The 17,842-nt window shown below is 61.4% G+C and carries 15 protein-coding genes; all 15 read left to right on the top strand.

Features of this window, described 5'->3' with window-relative positions; all coding sequences use genetic code 11:
- Nucleotides 1-74: 74 nt before the first annotated feature.
- The 15 genes from hutH (PSH73_RS01555) (at nt 75) to PSH73_RS01625 (ending at nt 17,835) form a co-directional block, all read left to right on the top strand.
- The gene (gene hutH / locus PSH73_RS01555) at nt 75-1,598 is read left to right on the top strand and encodes a histidine ammonia-lyase (RefSeq protein WP_305461820.1); all 1,524 of its coding nucleotides are present in this window, start codon (nt 75-77) and stop codon (nt 1,596-1,598) included.
- A gap of 19 nt (nt 1,599-1,617) precedes the next feature.
- A complete protein-coding gene (gene hutH, locus PSH73_RS01560) occupies nt 1,618-3,156 on the top strand; it encodes a histidine ammonia-lyase (RefSeq protein ID WP_115127187.1) in 1,539 nt (512 codons plus the stop codon).
- A gap of 92 nt (nt 3,157-3,248) precedes the next feature.
- Nucleotides 3,249-4,658, top strand: a complete 1,410-nt coding sequence (locus PSH73_RS01565) for an amino acid permease (protein ID WP_057437175.1) — start codon at nt 3,249-3,251, stop codon at nt 4,656-4,658.
- A gap of 15 nt (nt 4,659-4,673) precedes the next feature.
- The gene (hutI, locus tag PSH73_RS01570; RefSeq protein WP_120731306.1) at nt 4,674-5,879 is read left to right on the top strand and encodes an imidazolonepropionase; all 1,206 of its coding nucleotides are present in this window, start codon (nt 4,674-4,676) and stop codon (nt 5,877-5,879) included.
- 29 nt (nt 5,880-5,908) lie between these two features.
- Nucleotides 5,909-6,724, top strand: coding sequence for an N-formylglutamate deformylase (gene hutG, locus PSH73_RS01575; RefSeq protein ID WP_057958054.1), 816 nt, complete (start codon nt 5,909-5,911; stop codon nt 6,722-6,724).
- A gap of 98 nt (nt 6,725-6,822) precedes the next feature.
- Nucleotides 6,823-7,299, top strand: a complete 477-nt coding sequence (locus tag PSH73_RS01580) for a hypothetical protein (protein WP_128593012.1) — start codon at nt 6,823-6,825, stop codon at nt 7,297-7,299.
- 7 nt (nt 7,300-7,306) lie between these two features.
- Complete coding sequence (locus tag PSH73_RS01585) at nt 7,307-7,675, top strand: hypothetical protein (protein WP_128593011.1); 369 nt, start codon at nt 7,307-7,309, stop codon at nt 7,673-7,675.
- 338 nt (nt 7,676-8,013) lie between these two features.
- Nucleotides 8,014-8,985, top strand: a complete 972-nt coding sequence (pip, locus tag PSH73_RS01590) for a prolyl aminopeptidase (protein WP_220172651.1) — start codon at nt 8,014-8,016, stop codon at nt 8,983-8,985.
- Nucleotides 8,982-9,419, top strand: coding sequence for a D-aminoacyl-tRNA deacylase (gene dtd / locus PSH73_RS01595; RefSeq protein ID WP_057958057.1), 438 nt, complete (start codon nt 8,982-8,984; stop codon nt 9,417-9,419). The genes pip and dtd overlap by 4 nt, the downstream gene beginning before the upstream one ends.
- A gap of 266 nt (nt 9,420-9,685) precedes the next feature.
- Complete coding sequence (locus PSH73_RS01600; RefSeq protein ID WP_057958074.1) at nt 9,686-11,413, top strand: glucan biosynthesis protein G; 1,728 nt, start codon at nt 9,686-9,688, stop codon at nt 11,411-11,413.
- Entirely contained in the window at nt 11,406-13,976 is a 2,571-nt protein-coding gene (mdoH, locus tag PSH73_RS01605; RefSeq protein ID WP_057437190.1) for a glucans biosynthesis glucosyltransferase MdoH, read from the top strand. Before PSH73_RS01600 ends, mdoH begins: the two co-directional genes overlap by 8 nt.
- A gap of 229 nt (nt 13,977-14,205) precedes the next feature.
- Nucleotides 14,206-15,006 (top strand): transporter substrate-binding domain-containing protein, encoded by an 801-nt coding sequence (locus PSH73_RS01610; protein WP_120731312.1) that lies wholly within the window; start codon nt 14,206-14,208, stop codon nt 15,004-15,006.
- A 221-nt stretch (nt 15,007-15,227) separates the two neighbouring features.
- Nucleotides 15,228-16,025, top strand: coding sequence for a transporter substrate-binding domain-containing protein (locus PSH73_RS01615; RefSeq protein ID WP_057958059.1), 798 nt, complete (start codon nt 15,228-15,230; stop codon nt 16,023-16,025).
- 123 nt (nt 16,026-16,148) lie between these two features.
- Nucleotides 16,149-17,108: an amino acid ABC transporter permease gene (locus PSH73_RS01620; protein WP_057958060.1), complete on the top strand. Its 960-nt coding sequence runs from the start codon at nt 16,149-16,151 to the stop codon at nt 17,106-17,108.
- Nucleotides 17,101-17,835: an amino acid ABC transporter ATP-binding protein gene (locus tag PSH73_RS01625; protein WP_057958061.1), complete on the top strand. Its 735-nt coding sequence runs from the start codon at nt 17,101-17,103 to the stop codon at nt 17,833-17,835. The genes PSH73_RS01620 and PSH73_RS01625 overlap by 8 nt, the downstream gene beginning before the upstream one ends.
- Nucleotides 17,836-17,842: the final 7 nt, after the last annotated feature.

Here is a 17,842-nt window from a genome sequence, read left to right on the forward strand (position 1 = left end):
CATTCCAAGTGTGGGAGCGGGCTTGCTCGCGAAGAGGCCGGCAAGGCTGCAAAAGAATTGAAGAAGGTATGAAGATGTCCCAGGCTAAAAAAATCGTCATCGCCGACACCCCCCTGCACTGGCAGGACGTGGTTGCCGTCGCGCGCTTCGGCGCCGAGCTGGAGCTGTCGGGCCCGGCCTGGGCGCGGATCGACAATGCCCAGGCCATCGTGCAACGCATCGTCACCAGCGGCGAGCGGGCCTATGGCGTCAACACCGGCCTGGGCGCCTTGTGCAATGTGTCGCTCAAGGGCGAGCAACTGAGTCAACTGTCGCGCAACACCTTGCTCAGCCACGCCTGTGGTGTGGGAGCGCCGCTGAGTGATGAACAGACCCGCGCGATCATCTGCGCGGCCATCATCAACTTCAGCCAGGGCAAGTCCGGCCTGCATCCGCAGGTGGTGCATTCGCTGCTGGCGCTGCTCAACCATGGCATCACCCCGCACGTGCCGTCCCAGGGCTCGGTGGGCTACCTGACCCACATGGCCCATATCGGCATTGCCCTGCTGGGAGTGGGAAATGTCAGCTATCGCGGCCAGATTGTGACGGCCGAGGCGGCGCTGGCCGCCGAAGGCTTGCAGCCGGTGGTGCTCGGCGCCAAGGACGGCCTGTGCCTGGTCAATGGCACACCATGCATGAGTGGCCTGAGCTGCCTGGCCCTGGCCGATGCCCACCACTTGCTGCAATGGGCCGATGTGATCGGCGCCATGAGTTTTGAAGCACAACGCGGGCAGATCGATGCCTTCGATGAGCAGATCATCGCCCTCAAGCCACACCCCGGCATGCAGCAGGTCGGCAGTAACCTGCGGGCCCTGCTCGAGGGCAGCGAGGTGATTGCCGCCAGCCGTGGCATTCGTACCCAGGACGCGCTGAGCATCCGTTCGATCCCCCAGGTCCACGGCGCCGCCCGCGATCAGCTGGAGCACGCGACCCGGCAGATCGAAACCGAACTCAACGGTGCCACCGACAACCCACTGCTGCTGGGCACGCCGGACAACTACCGCGTGGTGTCCCAGGCCAACCCCCACGGCCAGTCCGTGGCGCTGGCGGCGGATATGCTGGCCATCGCCATGGCGGAAATCGGCTCCATCGCCGAGCGCCGCCTGGACCGCCTGATCAACCCCCACGTTAGCGGCTTGCCGGCATTCCTGGTGAGCAACCCGGGGGTCAACTCGGGGATGATGATCGTGCAGTACGTCGCCGCTTCCCTCTGTGGGCAGAATCGCCAACTGGCGCAGCCGGCCGTGCTCGACAACTTCGTCACCTCGGGCCTGCAGGAAGACCACCTGAGCATGGGCACCAACGCCGCGCTCAAGCTGCACTCAGTGTTGGCAAACCTCACCCAGATCCTCGCCATCGAATACCTGTTGGCGGCCCAGGCCTTTGAGTTCCTCAAGGCGCAAGGCTTCGGCGCCGGCACCCACACCGCCTGGCGCCTGCTGCGCGAGCACGTTCCGGCCTATGAGCAGGACCGTTGGTTGGCGCCGGACATCGCGACCACGGCGGTGCTGCTCAAGAACACCGATTTGTTGAACCACGCTTTACCGAATTTGCACTGAACCCTATTTCAAAAGGAGCATGAATGTGACTGCGCTAAATCTGATTCCAGGCCAACTGACCCTTGCCCAACTGCGGGCCATCTACCAGCAGCCGGTAACCCTCAGCCTGGATGACAGCGCCTCGGCGCAGATCGAAGCCAGCGTGGCCTGTGTCGAGCAGATTCTCGCCGAGAACCGCACCGCCTATGGCATCAACACCGGTTTCGGCCTGCTGGCCTCGACCCGTATCGCCAGCGAAGACCTGGAAAACCTCCAGCGTTCCCTGGTGTTGTCCCACGCTGCCGGGGTCGGCGAGCCGATCAGCGATGCGCTGGTGCGTTTGGTGATGGTGCTCAAGGTCAACAGCCTGAGCCGCGGTTTCTCCGGGATTCGCCGCCAGGTGATCGACGCGCTGATCGCCTTGATCAACGCCGAGGTCTACCCGCATATCCCGCTCAAGGGCTCGGTGGGCGCGTCCGGTGACTTGGCGCCGCTGGCCCATATGTCCCTGGTGCTGTTGGGCGAAGGCAAGGCCCGTTACAAAGGTGAGTGGCTGGAGGCGACCGAAGCGCTGAAAGTCGCCGGCCTCACGCCGCTGACCCTGGCTGCCAAGGAAGGCCTGGCGCTGCTCAATGGCACCCAGGTCTCCACGGCCTACGCCCTGCGTGGCTTGTTCGAAGGCGAAGACCTGTTCGCCGCCGCCATCGCCTGTGGCGGCCTGACCGTGGAAGCGGTGCTGGGCTCGCGCTCGCCGTTCGACGCGCGCATCCATGCAGCCCGTGGCCAGCGTGGGCAGATCGACTCGGCCGCCGCCTATCGCGACCTGCTCGGTGAAAGCAGCCAGGTGTCCCAGTCCCACCAGAACTGCGACAAAGTGCAAGACCCGTACTCCCTGCGCTGCCAGCCGCAAGTCATGGGCGCCTGCCTGACCCAGTTCCGCCAGGCGGCCGAAGTGTTGGTGGTCGAAGCCAACGCGGTATCGGATAACCCGCTGGTATTCGCCGCCGAAGGCGATGTGATCTCCGGCGGTAACTTCCACGCCGAACCGGTGGCGATGGCCGCCGACAACATGGCCCTGGCCATTGCTGAAATCGGCTCCCTGAGCGAGCGCCGTATCTCGTTGATGATGGACAAGCACATGTCGCAATTGCCGCCGTTCCTGGTGGGCAATGGCGGGGTCAACTCCGGTTTCATGATTGCCCAGGTGACGGCAGCGGCGTTGGCCAGCGAGAACAAGGCGTTGTCCCATCCCCATAGCGTCGACAGCCTGCCGACGTCGGCCAACCAGGAAGACCACGTGTCGATGGCGCCGGCTGCCGGCAAGCGCCTGTGGGAAATGGCTGAAAATACCCGGGGGGTGCTCGCAGTGGAATGGCTGGCCGCCTGCCAGGGCCTGGACCTGCGCGATGGCCTGAAAACCTCGCCCAAGCTGGAAAAGGCCCGTGGGATCCTGCGCGCCAAAGTGGGCTTCTATGACAAGGACCGCTTCTTCGCCCCGGATATCAACGCCGCCAGCGAACTGTTGGCCAGTCGCTGCCTGAACGAGTTGGTGCCAGCCAAGCTGCTGCCGAGCCTGTAAGCCGCACACCGATCCTGTGTGGGAGCTGGCTCCCGCATGGGGTCGCCCATAGGTTCGGATTCTCTCTGGATAACAATAATTAGGGACGAGAAATGCACCAGCAAGCACAAGGTCTCAAACGCGGACTGACCGCCCGCCATATTCGCTTCATGGCACTGGGGTCGGCGATCGGCACCGGGCTGTTCTACGGTTCTGCCTCGGCGATCCAAATGGCCGGCCCGGCGGTGTTGCTGGCCTACCTGATCGGCGGCGCCGCCGTGTTTATGGTGATGCGCGCCCTCGGCGAAATGGCCGTGCACAATCCGGTGTCCGGCTCGTTCGGCCAGTACGCCAGCACTTACCTGGGCCCGATGGCCGGTTTTATCCTCGGTTGGACCTACGCTTTTGAAATGATCATCGTCTGCCTGGCGGACGTCACCGCCTTCGGCATCTACATGGGCTTCTGGTTTCCCGAGGTCGCACGCTGGGTCTGGGTGCTCGGCATCGTCCTGCTGATCGGTGGGCTGAACCTGTGCAACGTCAAGGTGTTCGGCGAAATGGAGTTCTGGCTGTCGTTGCTCAAGGTCGGCGCGATTGTTGCGATGATCCTCGGCGGGTTCGGCATCATGCTGTTCGGCGTGCATTCGGCGGCTGACGCACCGGCCAGCGGGTTGAGCAACCTGTGGGCCCACGGTGGCTTCATGCCCAATGGCCTGGGCGGCCTGATTGCCTCGTTTGCGGTGGTGATGTTTGCCTTTGGCGGCATCGAGATCATCGGCATCACTGCCGGTGAAGCCAAGGACCCGCAACGGGTGATCCCCAAGGCGATCAACGCGGTACCGTTGCGCATCCTGTTGTTCTACGTGCTGACCCTGTTTGTGCTGATGGCCATCTACCCGTGGCCGCAGATCGGCAGCCAGGGCAGCCCATTCGTGCAGATCTTCAGCAACCTGGGGATTGGCTCGGCGGCGACCATCCTCAATATCGTGGTGATTTCGGCGGCCGTCTCGGCCATCAACAGTGACATCTTCGGCGCCGGCCGCATGATGTACGGCCTGGCCCAGCAAGGGCAGGCGCCCAAGGGCTTTGCGCAACTGTCGCGCCACGGTGTGCCGTGGATGACCGTGGTGGTGATGGGCGCAGCGCTGCTGGGCGGCGTGGTGTTGAACTACCTGATCCCGGAAAACGTGTTCCTGGTGATTGCCTCGATTGCCACTTTCGCTACCGTGTGGGTGTGGCTGATGATCCTGGTCACGCAGGTGGCGATGCGCCGCTCGATGACCAAAGCGCAGATCGCCGAACTGAAATTCCCGGTACCGTTCTGGCCCTATGCGCCGGCGGCGGCCATTGTGTTCATGCTGTTTATTTTTGGTGTGCTGGGCTACTTCCCGGACACCCAGGCCGCGCTGCTGGTGGGCGCCGTATGGATCGTGTTGCTGGTCCTCGCCTACCTGCTGTGGGTCAAGCCCGCAGCCGGGCAAGCGGCCAAGGTCAATTACGACCCGGCTTTGTCTCACCGATAACTTAGGGAGGCGTTGATGAAAACGCTTTGGCAACACTGTCACATCGCAACCATGGCCCGGGGCGAGTACTCGATCATCGAGGATGGCGCCATGGTCACGGCCGGTTCGCTGATCGAGTGGATCGGCCCCCGTGCCGAGCTGCCGCCTGGCGACTACGCGCAGACCCATGACTTGCAAGGGGCGTGGGTCACGCCGGGGCTGATCGACTGCCATACCCACACGGTATTTGGCGGCAACCGCAGCGGCGAATTCGAGCAGCGCCTGCAAGGCGTGAGCTACGCCGAGATCGCGGCGGCCGGCGGCGGCATTGCCAGCACCGTACGCGCCACGCGTGCGGCGACCGAGGACGAGCTGTTCGACAGCAGCCGCAAGCGCCTGCGCAGTTTGCTGCGCGATGGCGTGACCACGGTGGAGATCAAGTCCGGCTACGGTCTGGACCTGGCCAACGAGCGCAAGATGCTGCGGGTGGCCCGGCGCCTGGGCCAGGAGCTGCCGGTCAGCGTGCGTGCCACGTGCCTGGCGGCCCATGCGTTGCCGCCGGAGTACAAGGATCGCGCCGACGACTACATCGAGCACATCTGCAACGAGATGCTGCCGACCCTGGCAGCAGAAGGGTTGGTGGACGCAGTGGATGCGTTCTGCGAATACCTGGCGTTTTCCACCGAGCAGGTAGAGCGCGTGTTCAAGGTCGCGCAGCGCTTGGGGTTGCCGGTAAAGTTGCACGCCGAGCAACTGTCGTCGCTGCACGGCTCCAGCCTGGCGGCGCGGTATCAGGCGCTGTCGGCGGATCACCTGGAGTTCATGACCGAAGAAGACGCCATCGCCATGGCCGCCGCCGGCACCGTCGCCGTGTTGCTACCGGGCGCGTTTTACTTTTTGCGCGAAACCCAGTTGCCGCCGATGGACGCCTTGCGCAAGCACGGGGTGAAGATCGCCATTGCCAGCGACCTCAACCCCGGCACCTCGCCGGCCTTGTCCGTGCGGCTGATGCTGAACATGGCCTGCACCTTGTTCCGCATGACCCCGGAAGAAGCCCTGGCCGGTGTTACCCAGCATGCCGCCACGGCGTTGGGCATGGGCGACACCCATGGCTCGCTGGAAGTGGGCAAGGTCGCGGATTTTGTCGCCTGGCAGATCGACCGCCCCGCCGACCTGGCCTACTGGCTGGGTGGCGAGTTGGATAAACGCGTCGTGCGCCATGGCGTCGACGTCGATGTGTAAGGTTGCCTTTGTGAGTAAGGAGTACTGCTGTGGATAAGGTTCTGAACTTCAAACAAGGCCGCACACCGCTGCTGATCAGCATGCCCCACGCCGGCCTGCGCCTGACGCCTGCGGTTGCAGCGGGCCTGATCCCCGAGGCGCAAAGCCTGCCGGATACCGACTGGCATATCCCTACGCTGTACGATTTTGCTGCAGAGCTGGGGGCCAGCACCCTGGCGGCCGAGTATTCGCGGTTTGTCATCGACTTGAACCGGCCGTCGGACGACAAGCCGCTGTATGCCGGGGCGACCACCGGCCTGTTTCCCGCGACGCTGTTTGATGGCGTGCCGTTGTTTATTGAAGGCAAGGAGCCGTCGAAGGCGGAGCGGGCGACCTATCTGGAGCAGATCTGGACGCCTTATCACCAGACCCTGCAACAGGAACTGGCGCGGCTCAAGGCCGAATTCGGCTACGCGCTGCTGTTCGACGCCCACTCGATCCGCTCGGTGATCCCACACCTGTTCGACGGCAAGCTGCCGGACTTCAACCTCGGCACCTTCAATGGCGCCGCCTGCGACCCCGAGTTGGCCAGCCAGTTGGAAGCCATCTGCGCGGCGCATCCGCACTACAGCCATGTGCTGAACGGGCGTTTCAAGGGCGGGCATATCACCCGGCACTACGGCAACCCGGCGCAGGATATTCATGCGGTGCAGTTGGAGTTGGGGCAGTGCACGTATATGGAGGAGTTTGAGCCGTTCAGGTATCGACAGGATCTGGCCGAGCCGACGCGGGTGGTGTTGAGGCAGTTGCTGGAAGGGTTCTTGGCGTGGGGCCAGAAGCAGTTGTCTTCAAGGCCTATTCCGTAACTTGAGTAGGTTATTTCCTTAATGTGGTTACCACCCTTAGTACATCTATGTTGTTTGGTTAGTCTGCGGGCCTCTGCGATCAGGAAGGGCCAACGGTGGTGTCTCAGGAAGAGGAATTTCGAGTTGTTTTAAGTTATGCGCAGATGGCAGCGATTTTGGAACACCAATCCCTGAGCGCTGCTGAAATCGCCTCAAATCGAATTTTTGGTGGTTTGCGTGTCGTTGGTGGGATCATCGAATTGGCGGGCGCAGGTGTTTTGTGCGCATTACCTGAGCCGACGATGATCAGCAAGATGGGCTGTGTTGCCATGGGGGTACACGCCTCTGATCAGTTGGCTGCCGGTACCGCACAACTGCTCAGCGGCGAGACAACTGCGTCGTACGCCTATAGATCCGGTCAGGCGATAGCCGCTGGCTTGGGAGCCTCACCTGCAACAGGGCAGGTGATTGGTTTAGCTGGTGAGTTTGCCGTGCCGTTATCCACCGCCAGCCTCTACGCGGCTTTTCGAGTCTCATCCTTTCAGGGTGGCAGGATGAGGCTTAATTATGTGCTGACCGCCTTTCCGATTATCTGAGGCGGTTATGGCTTATCAGCGTTTAACGGGTTTCATGTATAGCGAAGTGGGTGAGAAAGTCGGTGCGTGGCGCAGGGAAGGAGAACCTGCGATTGTGCCTCTTTCCTTGCCGGCTATTGTGCAAGGCTATGTTGACGCCCATTCCCGCCTCAGTGTCCTGCTACTCAAGCGGGAAATTCACGGCTACCTGCGTAATAACCTGACACCTGGTGGACTGCGCAATGCAGCACCGTTTGATTATGAGTTGTGTTTTTCAGAGCATTACTTCGGTTGTAACAACCACCAGTTCTTGCTGTGGGTTTGTCGGCTTCTGGATGAAAACCTCAAGCGTACTCAGTGGCGAGGCATAAAGCGGCTGTTCAATAGGATGTGTTGATAACACGACGCAAAGGATCCACAACCGTTCCAGGATGCAGCGGCGTCCTCACGTCGTAAGCGCCAGATCAAACAATGGGGGCGAAATGTGGGAGCGGGCTGGTCGGATCGCCGCATCGCCGCGATGGCGGTCTGTCAGTTCACAAATATGTCGACTGATCCGCCGCTATCGCGAGCAAGCCCGCTCCCACAGGTGGTGCGCGAACCTTCCTGGCTGATCACTGACACAGGTCTAAGTCCTCAAGGACATGCTCATTGCACAATTCGGGTTTATGATGCCAGACGGCAAAATAATAGACGTCCCCCCAGGGATGGACCCGACCCCTTACGGAGCGCGCAATGCAGACTTTGTACCCGCAGATCAAACCCTACGCCCGGCACGATCTGGCCGTCGATGAAACCCACACGCTGTATGTCGACGAAAGTGGTTCCCCGCAAGGTTTGCCCGTGGTCTTCATCCATGGCGGTCCCGGCGCCGGCTGCGATGCCAACAGTCGCTGCTATTTCGATCCGAACCTGTACCGCATCGTCACCTTTGACCAGCGCGGCTGCGGGCGCTCCACTCCGCGGGCCAGCCTGGAAAACAACACCACCTGGGACCTGGTCGCCGACCTTGAGCGGATCCGCGAGCACCTGGGCATTGAAAAATGGGTGCTGTTCGGTGGCTCCTGGGGCTCGACCCTGGCCCTGGCCTATGCGCAAACCCACCCTGATCGCGTACATGGCCTTATTGTGCGCGGCATCTTCCTGGCCCGCCCGCAGGATATCCAGTGGTTCTACCAGGCCGGCGCGAGCCGCCTGTTCCCGGACTACTGGCAGGATTACATCGCGCCAATCCCGGTGGAAGAGCGCCACGACATGATCAGCGCCTACCACAAGCGCCTGACCGGCAATGACCAGATCGCCCAGATGCATGCCGCCAAGACATGGTCCACCTGGGAAGGCCGCATGCTCGGCCTGTGCCCCAGCCCGCAGCTGATCGAGCGCTTCTCCGAGCCCCAGCGCGCCTTGTCGATTGCGCGTATCGAGTGCCACTACTTCACCAATAACTCGTTCCTGGAGCCCAACCAACTGATTCGCGATATGCACAAGATCGCCCATCTGCCGGGGATCATCGTGCATGGCCGCTACGATATGATCTGCCCGCTGGATAATGCCTGGGAGCTGCACCAGGCCTGGCCGAACAGTGAGTTGCAGGTGATCCGCGAGGCGGGCCACGCGGCGTCCGAGCCGGGTATCACCGATGCGCTGGTGCGTGCGGCGGGCCAGATGGCACGACGCCTGCTTGATCTGCCCCCTGAAGAAGCATGAAGGGCCTTTTGCAGCGGGTGCGTGGCGCCCGGGTCGAGGTGGCGGGGCAGGTGGTGGGTGCGATAGACCAGGGTTTGCTGGTACTGGTGGCCGTTGAACCTTCAGATACCGCCGCCAGTGCCGACAAGTTGTTGCATAAGCTGCTTAACTACCGGGTGTTCAGTGACGACGAGGGCAAGATGAACCTGTCGTTGAAGGACATTGGCGGTGGTTTGCTGCTGGTGTCCCAGTTCACCCTGGCGGCCGACACCAAGAGCGGCCTGCGTCCGAGCTTCTCCAAAGCGGCGCCACCGGCGTTGGGCGAGGCGCTTTTCGAGCACTTGTTGTCACAAGCGCAACAATTGCATGGCACGGTGGCGTCGGGGCGTTTTGGCGCGGATATGCAGGTGCATTTGGTCAATGACGGGCCGGTCACCTTCCTGTTACAGACCTGATTGTATGAAAAACGACTTTTAATGCGCAAAACGCAAGTTTTCGCTACAAATACTTGGTTGCCCCTGCTGCGTTATCTCACGGGCTACTAGATAATCGCGCGCTACGGGGACCAGCGTAAATTGGTCCAGTTTTGATTTAGGTAGAGACTTGTCCGGTCGCCCTTGGGGAATCATTTAGCCCCATCGGAGTCGGAACAATGCTCGCCAACCTGGCATATAGATAGCTGGCCGTTGGTTTTTTGATCTGTTTTCGGCGAGGGTTGCTCGTGATTGTTAGTCCCTGTAATGCACCAAAATTGTCTGCCAAACGGTTACGAAACGCACTGGTGACGGGCTCCGCCCTGTTTTGCCTGTTCGGCGCGGGTCAACTGTGGGCATTCAGTCTGGACGATGTGTCGGCCAAGGCAAAAGAGTTGGCCGGGCAGAAATACGAAGCCCCACGCAGCAATCTGCCGAACGAATTCCGCGAAATGAAGTTCGCTGATTACCAGAAAATTCGTTTCCGCAATGAAAAAGCCGAGTGGGCCGAGCAGAAAACCCCGTTCAAGCTGTCCTTCTATCACCAGGGCATGCACTTCGACACGCCGGTGAAAATCAACGAAGTCACCGCGACCGACGTCCAGGAAATCAAGTACGACCCGACTCGTTTCGATTTCGGCGACGTCAAGTTTGATCCTAAAGCCACCGATCAGCTGGGTTATGCCGGCTTTCGCGTGCTGTACCCGATCAACAAGGACGACAAGCAAGACGAAATCATGACCATGCTCGGCGCCAGCTATTTCCGCGTCGTGGGCAAGGACCAGGTCTATGGCCTGTCGGCCCGTGGCATGGCGATTGATACCGCGCTGCCGTCCGGCGAAGAGTTCCCGCGTTTCACCGAGTTCTGGATCGAGCGTCCAAAGCCGGGCGACAAGCACCTGGTGATCTTCGCCTTGCTGGATTCGCCACGGGCCACCGGCGCCTACCGCCTGATCCTGCGTCCGGGCACCGACACCATTGTCGACGTCAAGTCGCAGATGTTCCTGCGTGACAATGTCAGCAAGCTGGGCGTTGCCCCGCTGACCAGCATGTTCCTGTTCGGCGCCAACCAGCCGTCCAAAGTGCTCAATTACCGTCGCGAACTGCACGACTCCAGCGGCCTGTCGATCCATGCCGGTAACGGCGAGTGGATCTGGCGCCCGCTGAACAACCCAAAACACCTGTCGGTCAGCAACTTCTCGGTAGAAAACCCGCGTGGTTTCGGCCTGTTGCAGCGTGGTCGCAACTTCAGCCAGTACGAAGACCTCGACGACAACTACGACAAGCGCCCAAGCGCCTGGATCGAGCCGCAAGGCGACTGGGGCAAGGGTTCCGTGGATCTGGTAGAGATTCCGACCGCCGATGAAACCAACGACAACATCGTTGCCTTCTGGAGCCCGGCCGAACTGCCTAAGCCCGGCGAGCCGCTGGATATCGCCTACCGCCTGCACTGGACTCTCAACGATGCACCGTTCCACTCGCCGGACAGTGCCTGGGTCAAGCAGACCCTGCGTTCTACCGGTGATGTGAAACAGTCCAACCTGATCCGTCAGCCAGACGGCAGCGTGGCCTATCTGGTGGACTTCGAAGGCCCGTCCCTCAAGGCCCTGAAGCCCGATGCAGCAGTGCGCAGCCAGGTCAGCGTCGGCGAAAACGGCGAAGTCGTGGAAAACAGCGTGCGCTACAACCCGCACACCAAAGGCTGGCGCCTGACCCTGCGCTTGAAGATCAAGGATGCAGGCAAACCGACCGAAATGCGTGCGGCCCTGGTCCAGGATATCGTCAAGCCTGAGCCAGAGCAGGCTTCCACCCAAGTCCTGAAGGCTGACAAAGTCTTGGCCAAGCAACACGAGAAACAGGCCAAGAAAGACGCCAAGGACAAGCAGCCAGAAGCTGCCCCAGCCACCCCGGAGCCAGTCAAGACAGAACAAGTCCTGACCGAAACCTGGAGCAATCAGTTGCCTGCCGATGAGTAATTCTCAAGTCCAGCCAGAGACTCTTGCCGAGTACCTGGCGCATCTTCCGATGACCGACGAGCAGCGCGCCGAACTGGCGGGCTGCAAGTCCTTCTCCGAACTGCACGAGCGCCTGTCGTCGTCGACCTTTGACGCACCGGTGGACGCCGCGCAGGCGTCGGTTGGCCGCCGGCTGACCCTCAACACTGCCGAGGAGCTAGAGGAAGCCGAAATGCTGGTGCTCGACGCCAGCGGTCGGGTTTGCCTCAAGGCCACGCCGCCGATCCGCCGTACCAAAGTGGTGCCCGAGCCTTGGCGCACCAATATTCTGGTGCGTGGCTGGCGCCGGTTGACCGGCCGCAGCAACCCTCCTGCGCCGCCGAAAGACGAGCGCGTGCTGCCGGCTGCGCGCTGGCGCACGGTCGGTTCGATCCGCCGCTATATCCTGCTGGTGCTGATGCTCGGCCAGACGATTGTGGCCGGCTGGTACATGAAAGGCATCATGCCTTACCAGGGCTGGTCCTTCGTCGACTTTGACGAGGTGCGCAACCAGACCCTGCTGCAAACCGCTACCCAGGTCCTGCCCTACGCCCTGCAAACCAGCATCCTGATCATGTTCGGGATTCTGTTCTGCTGGGTTTCGGCAGGTTTCTGGACCGCGCTGATGGGCTTCCTTGAACTGCTTACCGGTCACGACAAGTACCGGATCTCCGGCAAAAGCGCCGGCGACGAGCCGATCCCGAAAGAGGCCCGTACCGCGCTGGTGATGCCGATCTGCAACGAAGACGTGCCCCGGGTGTTTGCCGGCTTGCGTGCGACCTTTGAGTCGGTCGCTGCCACTGGCGATCTGGACCGCTTCGATTTCTTCGTGCTCAGTGACAGTAACGACGCCGATATCTGCATCGCCGAACAGCAAGCCTGGCTCGACGTGTGCCGCGAAGCCGGTGGCTTTGGCAAGATCTTCTATCGCCGCCGTCGCCGTCGCGTCAAACGCAAGAGCGGCAACCTCGACGACTTCTGCCGTCGCTGGGGCGGTGACTACAAGTACATGGTGGTCCTCGACGCCGACAGCGTGATGAGCGGCGAATGCCTGACCAGCCTGGTGCGCCTGATGGAAGCCACGCCGGACGCCGGGATCATCCAGACCGCGCCACGTGCCTCGGGCATGGACACCCTGTATGCACGCATGCAGCAGTTCGCCACTCGCGTCTACGGCCCGCTGTTCACCGCCGGCCTGCACTTCTGGCAGTTGGGCGAATCCCACTACTGGGGCCACAACGCGATCATCCGCATGAAGCCGTTTATCGAGCACTGCGCCCTGGCGCCGTTGCCCGGCAAAGGTGCGTTCGCCGGTTCGATTCTTTCCCACGACTTCGTTGAAGCTGCGCTGATGCGCCGTGCCGGCTGGGGCGTGTGGATTGCCTACGACTTGCCGGGCAGCTACGAAGAACTGCCGCCCAACCTGCTGGACGAGCTCAAGCGTGACCGTCGCTGGTGCCACGGTAACCTGATGAACTTCCGCCTGTTCCTGGTCAAGGGCATGCACCCGGTGCACCGTGCGGTGTTCCTCACCGGCGTGATGTCGTACCTGTCGGCACCGTTGTGGTTCCTGTTCCTGGTGCTGTCCACGGCCCTGCTGGCGGTCAACACCCTGATGGAACCGCAGTACTTCATGGCGCCGCGCCAGTTGTATCCGCTGTGGCCACAATGGCATCCGGACAAGGCGGTGGCGCTGTTCTCCACCACCATCGTGCTGCTGTTCCTGCCTAAGTTGCTGAGCATCATCCTGATCTGGGCCAAGGGCGCGAAAGAGTTCGGTGGCAAGTTCAAGGTGACCTTGTCGATGCTCCTGGAGATGTTGTTCTCCATGCTGCTGGCGCCGGTACGGATGATTTTCCACACCCGTTTCGTGCTCGCCGCGTTCCTCGGCTGGGCCGCGACCTGGAACTCGCCGCAACGTGACGACGACTCCACGCCCTGGAGCGAGGCGGTCAAGCGCCACGGTCCGCAGACCTTGCTGGGCTTCTTCTGGGCGCTGCTGGTGGTGTGGTTGAACCCCAGCTTCCTGTGGTGGCTGGTGCCGATTGTCGGTTCGCTGATGCTGTCGATCCCGGTGTCGGTGATCTCCAGCCGGGTCAATCTGGGCCTCAAGTCCCGCGACGAAAGCCTGTTCCTGATCCCCGAGGAATACAATCCGCCGCAGGCGCTGCTGTCGACCGACCGCTATACCCACGAAAACCGTTGGCATGCACTCAATGACGGGTTTATCCGGGCAGTGGTCGATCCGCAACAGAATGCCCTGGCCTGTGCCCTGGCAACGTCCCGACATGGTCAGGCAGAGCCGATCGAGTGGCTGCGTATCGAGCGTGTGCGGCATGCGTTGAAAGTCGGCCCTGCTGGCCTGAACAACAACGAGCGCGTGGCGTTGCTCAGCGACCCGGTGGCCCTGGCACGCCTGCATGAGCAAGTCTGGAGCGAGGGGCATGCCGAATGGCTGGGTGCCTGGCGCGAGTCGGTCAAGGCCGACCCCCATGCGCCGTTGCTGCCGCTGCAACCGCTGTCATCCCAGGCGCAACCTGCCTGATTCAGACGCCCCCGAGACCTGTCTCGGGGGCGCTTGATACGCCTCTCCTACAGCGCTTGTCGCTTCTGCTTCACCCTTCTAACTTCGATACAAAAGACCCTGGTTCAAGGCGTATTGCCCTGCCTGCCGGTGGGTTAGCATCGCCCCCCAAATCTGAATCGACCGCCTCTGGTTTGCGCTAAACCCGCAACGCCCGGTGTGCGGCTGTGTAATGAAAAAGGGGCTTTTCATGATCAAGGGTTACTGGTCGATGCTGCTGCTGGGCATTGTCGCGTTGGTACAGCTGCAGATGGCACACGCAGGCGCGATTGATGAGGCCGTGCGGCGCGGGGTCTTGAAGGTGGGGACGGATCCCAACTATGTGCCCTTCGAGATGACTGATAAACAGGGGCGGGTCATCGGCTTCGAAGCAGACCTGCTCGAAGAAATGGGCAAAGCCCTGGGGGTGAGGCTGGAATGGGTTCCGGTGGCTTATACCGAACTGATCCCGGGCCTGCTGGCCGGCCGGTTCGACCTGATCGGCAGCGGCATGACCGTGACCCAGGAGCGCAACCTCAAACTCAACTTCAGTGATTCATTCATCATTGTCGGCCAGACCGTGCTGCTTCACCCGCGCCTGGCCGGCAAAGTCAGCAGCATTGAAGACTTGAACGAAGCCGGCTACCGGATTGCGGCGGCGGATGGCACCACGGGCGAAGTGGCGGCGCGGCGCTTCCTGGGGGCTGCACAGCTGCAGAGTGTTGCCACGGCGGAGGAAGGCGTCCGCCAGGTGGTCAGCGGTGAGGTTGATGCGTTTATCCATGATGCGCCCTATAACCTGATCGCCCTGGCCAAGCCGCAAAACCGCAAACTGCTGGCCCTGGAGCAACCCTTCACCTACGAGCCCCTGGCGTTTGGGCTGAAGAAGGGCGACTACGACAGCCTGAACTGGATCAATCACTTCCTTAATCAGATTGCCCAGGACGGCACCTACGATCGGCTGCATGACAAGTGGTTCCGGGACACGGACTGGCTGTCGGAGATCGAATGACGGTCACAACTGCTTACATACTCACATGGGAGGCGCCCAGTAGGGCAAGCCCTCTAACTGCGCTTTCTCCGGGTTTTTGTAGGGTTTTTCTGTCATATCAGCCAACAAATCCCGGCTAGACCTTTGTGCCAGTGGGCGAGTGGGTTAGCATCGCTCCCCGAAGAAATAGTGCAGCCCTGCTGGGGCTCGCATCAAAATAAAATGAGTCAGGGGACTTGGTGATGAAAAAGTATCTTTCGATGCTGATGCTCGGCGTGACGGCCCTGCTGGCGGTCAATACGGCCCAGGCCGGGGCGATTGACGAAGCGGTCAAGCGCGGCACCTTGAAAGTCGGCATGGATCCGACCTACATGCCGTTCGAGATGACCAACAAACGCGGCGAAATCATTGGTTTTGAAGTCGACCTGCTCAAGGCAATGGCCAAGTCCATGGGGGTCAAGCTGGAACTGGTCTCCACCGGTTACGACGGGATCATCCCGGCGTTCCTGACCGGCAAGTTCGACATGATCGGCAGCGGCATGACCCTGACCCAGGAGCGCAACCTGCGCCTGAACTTCAGCGAACCGTTCATCGTGGTGGGCCAGACCCTGCTGATCCGCAAGGAACTGGAAGGCACTATCAAGTCCTACAAAGACCTGAACGACGAGAAGTACCGTCTGACCTCCAAGCTCGGCACCACCGGCGAGATGGTGGCCAAGAAGCTGATCTCCAAGGCCAAGTACCACGGCTACGACAACGAGCAGGAAGGTGTGCTTGACGTGGTCAACGGCAAGGCCGATGCCTTTGTCTACGACGCGCCGTACAACGTGGTGGCCGAGAAAAAAGTCGGCAACGGCAAGTTGGTATACCTCGAAGAACCCTTCACCTATGAGCCTCTGGCATTCGGCTTGAAGAAGGGCGACTACGACAGCATCAACTTCATCAACAACTTCCTGCACCAGATCAAGCACGACGGCACCTACGATCGCATCCATGACAAGTGGTTCAAGAGCTCCGAGTGGCTCAAGGACATGGAATAAGCTAGCAACCGCGTCGCGCCCATCGCGGGCAAGCCCGCCCCCACAGTTGGAGTGCATTCCAAGGTGGGAGCGGGCTTGCCCGCGATGGCGGCCTGACAGCCGATACACCTCCCGGAACTCGCAATGAAACAGAAAAAAGCCCAATGGCCCTGGCACCTGCTGACCGTGCTGGTGCTGGTCGGCATGGCCGGCGCGTTGTACTACGCCACCTCGCTGATGTCCTACGAATGGCGCTGGAACCGTGTGCCGCAATACTTTGCCTACCAGGCCGAAGAGTCCAAGCGCGCGGCGGATATTTCCACGGTGGTCGAGTTGGTGCGCAAGGGCGACGTGGCTGAAGTCACCCTGCGTAACGACGCAGGTGCCGAGCAGCACCTGACGGTGGCCGAAAACAGCCTGCAAGTAGCCCGTGGCGACGATGTGGCCGAAGGCGATGTGATCGGTGTGACCCGGCATTGGGCGTTGGGCCCGTTGATGTGGGGCTTGTGGACCACCCTGTGGCTGTCCTTGGTTTCGGGGGTATTGGGCCTGTTCATCGGCCTGGCGACCGGTTTGTGTCGGTTGTCGAATAACCCGACCTTGCGCGATCTGTCGACGATCTACGTCGAACTGGTGCGAGGCACGCCGCTATTGGTACAGATCTTCATTTTCTACTTCTTTATCGGCACGGTGCTGAACCTGTCGCGTGAGTTCGCCGGTATCGCCGCGCTGTCGCTGTTTACCGGCGCCTACGTGGCGGAAATCGTGCGCGCGGGCGTGCAGTCGATTGCCCGTGGCCAGGGCGAAGCGGCCCGTTCCCTGGGGCTGAGTGCCAGCCAGTCGATGCGCCACGTGGTATTGCCGCAAGCCTTCAAGCGCGTGCTGCCGCCGTTGGCCGGGCAATTTATCAGCCTGGTCAAGGACACCTCGCTGGTGTCGGTGATCGCTATCACCGAGCTGCTCAAAAGCGGCCGCGAAGTCATCACCACCTCGTTTTCGCCGTTTGAAATCCTGTTCTGTGTCGCAGGCCTGTACCTGCTGATCAACCTGCCGCTGTCGAAAATGGCCAGCCGGCTTGAGCGGAGGCTCGCCCAAAGTGATTGAAGTCCGCGATCTGGTAAAAGTCTTCGACACCCGTGGGCACGTGGTGCGCGCGGTGGATCACGTCACCACCCAGGTGGCCAAGGGCGAAGTGCTGGTGGTGATCGGTCCATCCGGTTCCGGCAAATCGACGTTCCTGCGCTGCCTCAACGGCCTGGAGGAGTTCGACTCGGGCTCGGTGAGCATCGACGGCCTGCAACTGGCCGACCCCAAGACCGATGTGAACGCCTATCGCCGGGAAGTCGGCATGGTGTTCCAGCACTTCAACCTGTTCCCGCACATGACCGTGCTGGAAAACCTGTGCCTGGCGCAGAAAGTCGTGCGCAAGCGCGGCAAGCAAGAGCGCGAGGCCAAGGCCCTGGCCTTGTTGGAAAAGGTCGGCATTGCGCAGAAAGCCAACGAGTTTCCTTCACGGCTCTCCGGCGGCCAGCAACAGCGTGTGGCGATTGCCCGGGCGTTGGCCATGGAGCCCAAGGTCATGCTGTTTGACGAGCCCACCTCGGCGCTGGACCCGGAAATGGTCGGCGAAGTGCTGGACGTCATGAAGACCCTGGCCCTGGAAGGCATGACCATGGTCTGCGTGACCCACGAAATGGGCTTTGCCCGGGAAGTGGCGGACCGTGTGCTGTTTTTTGATCACGGCAAACTGTTGGAAGATGCTGCGCCCGCGCAGTTCTTCGATGCGCCGAAGGACCCACGGGCACAAGCGTTCTTGCGCCAGGTTCTGTAAAGCCCAG

Source organism: Pseudomonas sp. FP2294, from assembly GCF_030687625.1.
In the GTDB taxonomy this organism is placed as follows: Bacteria; Pseudomonadota; Gammaproteobacteria; order Pseudomonadales; family Pseudomonadaceae; genus Aquipseudomonas; species Aquipseudomonas shahriarae.

What these genes read in the sequence shown, in the direction of transcription:
- hutH (WP_115127187.1), top strand. Translation starts at nt 1,618, where the DNA reads ATGAATGTGACTGCGCTAAATCTGATTCCAGGCCAACTGACCCTTGCC.
- PSH73_RS01610 (WP_120731312.1), top strand. Translation starts at nt 14,206, where the DNA reads ATGATCAAGGGTTACTGGTCGATGCTGCTGCTGGGCATTGTCGCGTTG.
- pip (WP_220172651.1), top strand. Translation starts at nt 8,014, where the DNA reads ATGCAGACTTTGTACCCGCAGATCAAACCCTACGCCCGGCACGATCTG.
- PSH73_RS01565 (WP_057437175.1), top strand. Translation starts at nt 3,249, where the DNA reads ATGCACCAGCAAGCACAAGGTCTCAAACGCGGACTGACCGCCCGCCAT.
- dtd (WP_057958057.1), top strand. Translation starts at nt 8,982, where the DNA reads ATGAAGGGCCTTTTGCAGCGGGTGCGTGGCGCCCGGGTCGAGGTGGCG.
- PSH73_RS01615 (WP_057958059.1), top strand. Translation starts at nt 15,228, where the DNA reads ATGAAAAAGTATCTTTCGATGCTGATGCTCGGCGTGACGGCCCTGCTG.
- hutH (WP_305461820.1), top strand. Translation starts at nt 75, where the DNA reads ATGTCCCAGGCTAAAAAAATCGTCATCGCCGACACCCCCCTGCACTGG.
- hutI (WP_120731306.1), top strand. Translation starts at nt 4,674, where the DNA reads ATGAAAACGCTTTGGCAACACTGTCACATCGCAACCATGGCCCGGGGC.
- mdoH (WP_057437190.1), top strand. Translation starts at nt 11,406, where the DNA reads ATGAGTAATTCTCAAGTCCAGCCAGAGACTCTTGCCGAGTACCTGGCG.
- PSH73_RS01620 (WP_057958060.1), top strand. Translation starts at nt 16,149, where the DNA reads ATGAAACAGAAAAAAGCCCAATGGCCCTGGCACCTGCTGACCGTGCTG.
- PSH73_RS01585 (WP_128593011.1), top strand. Translation starts at nt 7,307, where the DNA reads ATGGCTTATCAGCGTTTAACGGGTTTCATGTATAGCGAAGTGGGTGAG.